Source organism: Micrococcus sp. HMSC31B01 (assembly GCF_001816085.1).
Taxonomy (GTDB): domain Bacteria; phylum Actinomycetota; class Actinomycetes; order Actinomycetales; family Micrococcaceae; genus Micrococcus; species Micrococcus luteus.
Genome location: NZ_KV825223.1, coordinates 1 through 1,847, shown reverse-complemented (window position 1 = coordinate 1,847; position 1,847 = coordinate 1). Strand labels below are relative to the sequence as shown.

Here is a 1,847-nt window from a genome sequence, read left to right as displayed (position 1 = left end):
CGAGCCCGAGGCGCGGCCAGCCCTGGCGGACGACGGGCAGGCGATCGGGCCCACGGGCCGCCACGGGGAGGCCGCCGCCCCGGCGCCGCGGATCGTGGTGCCGGTGGATCCGCGCGACCCCGTCGCCCGTCGGGAGCGTGAGTCCCTCGAGGTGGTGCTGCAGCATCCGACCCTGCTCTCCGCGGAGCAGTGGACCGCGCTGTACGCCGCCCGCTTCACGGTCCCGCAGTACGCCGCCGTCCACCAGGGCGTGAAGATGGCCGGGTCGGCGGGGGCGACGCCGCAGCGCTGGGTCGACGCCGTGCGGGACGCCGTGCCCCAGGAGGTGGCCGGCGTCGTCTCCGAGCTGGCGGTCCGCGACCTGCCCGCCCGCACTCCCGAGGATGTGGACCGGTACTGCCGGGACATCATGAACCGCCTGTTCGCCCTGCAGATCGTGCACCGCAAGGAGGAGCTGCTCGGGCGCCTGCAGCGGCTCGGCCCCGAGGGCGACCCCGCCGAGTTCACCCGCCTCAACAGCGAGCTCATGGACCTGGAGGCGCGCCGCCGGGCCCTCCGCGCCGACGACTGACCCCCACCCGTTTTCGTTCGGGAAACGGCGGCCCCAGACGCGCTTTCGTTCGGGAGACGGCGGCCGGCTGGCCGCGCGGCGTCAGTGCTCGTCGACCGTGAGCACCTCACCGGACCTGGCGTCGATCTCGACCTCGGGGCCGTCCGAGCCGTCCTCGCGGTCGAACTCGACCTCCCACTGGAGGGTGCCGTTGTCGTCGTCCAGGTCCATCTTGTCCAGGGTCACCCCGTCACGTCCCTCCCGGGCGGTGTCGAGTGCCTGCTGGGCGGTGACCTCGGCGTCCTTCGCCTTCTGGACGTCCTCGAGATCCGACTCGCGGTCGGTCTCGGTGATGTCGCCGTCGGCGGTGACGTCCAGCTCCTTCACCTCCTCGCCCACCACGACGTCGACCTCCCAGGTCGTGTCGTCATCGTTGGCGTCCACCTCGACGATGATGCCGTCGCCGTGCTTCTCCAGGACCGCGTCGATCACCGCGTAGGCGGGGTCGTCGGCCTGGCCGGTGCCCGAGCCGCTGCTGGCCGCGGCGGCCGTCGACGACGCCGACGACGACGCCGAGGCCGACGTGGTCGAGGCGTCGTCCGTGGCGGGGGTGCTCGCCACTGCCGAGGAGGCGTCGACCTCCGGCGAGACGGAGCCGTCGTCGCCGTTGTCGGCCGTGGTGCCGCAAGCCGCGAGGGCGAGCGCGGCCAGCACGCCCGTGCCGGTCAGGGCGGTCTTACGCGTGAGGGTCGTGATGGTCATGGACACGTCTCTCCTTCGGGTCCGTTCCTGATGATTCTGGGGATGTCCTCGCACGGTAGGCCTGCCGGAGCCGTGCCTGGCAAGGGCCGCCGGTCCCCGGGGGCGGGCAGGGCGACGACGGCGCCCCGCGGCCGGGTGGCACGCGGGCGGGGGCTCTGGTAGAGTTCCATCCGTTGTCCGAACGGCTCCGGCGGTTCGCGGCACATTCCCCCGTAGCTCAACGGCAGAGCATTCGACTGTTAATCGAAGGGTTGTTGGTTCGAATCCAACCGGGGGAGCCGAGCAGAGGCCCCTGCACCGACCATGTCGGTGTGGGGGCTTCTTCGTGCCTGGAGGATGACCGGGCCGAGCAGCTCCGCGAGCGTGATGTCGAAGACCTCCGCGATGGTGGCCAGCTCCTCCAACGTAAAGGCCACCCGCGCGCGAAGCCGGTGTGAGATGCCGCTCTGTGAGACGCCGAGCGCTGCTGCTAGGGCGTGTCTGACAATGCCTTCGACCACGCGAGCACAGCATTCAGGACCACAGCGGCCCTGTA

2 protein-coding genes, 1 tRNA gene and 1 pseudogene are annotated in these 1,847 nt (G+C 71.7%); 2 read left to right on the top strand and 2 right to left on the bottom strand.

Annotation, left to right across the window (positions count from 1 at the left end):
* Window positions 1–571: pseudogene (locus HMPREF3105_RS08480) on the top strand (DNA primase); the annotation flags it as partial.
* Between the two features lie 81 nt (window positions 572–652).
* On the opposite strand, the gene HMPREF3105_RS08475 reads toward HMPREF3105_RS08480, so the two are convergent.
* Window positions 653–1,312, bottom strand: a complete 660-nt coding sequence (locus tag HMPREF3105_RS08475; protein ID WP_070709229.1) for a PepSY domain-containing protein — start codon at window positions 1,310–1,312, stop codon at window positions 653–655.
* Window positions 1,313–1,518: 206 nt separating this feature from the next.
* Between HMPREF3105_RS08475 and HMPREF3105_RS08470 the strand changes: the two genes are divergently transcribed.
* Window positions 1,519–1,590 (top strand) — tRNA-Asn (locus HMPREF3105_RS08470).
* On the opposite strand, the gene HMPREF3105_RS13790 is transcribed toward HMPREF3105_RS08470, so the two are convergent.
* Window positions 1,552–1,812, bottom strand: a complete 261-nt coding sequence (locus HMPREF3105_RS13790) for a helix-turn-helix domain-containing protein (protein WP_083325321.1) — start codon at window positions 1,810–1,812, stop codon at window positions 1,552–1,554. The two genes, HMPREF3105_RS08470 and HMPREF3105_RS13790, sit on opposite strands and share 39 nt — an antisense overlap.
* Window positions 1,813–1,847: the final 35 nt, after the last annotated feature.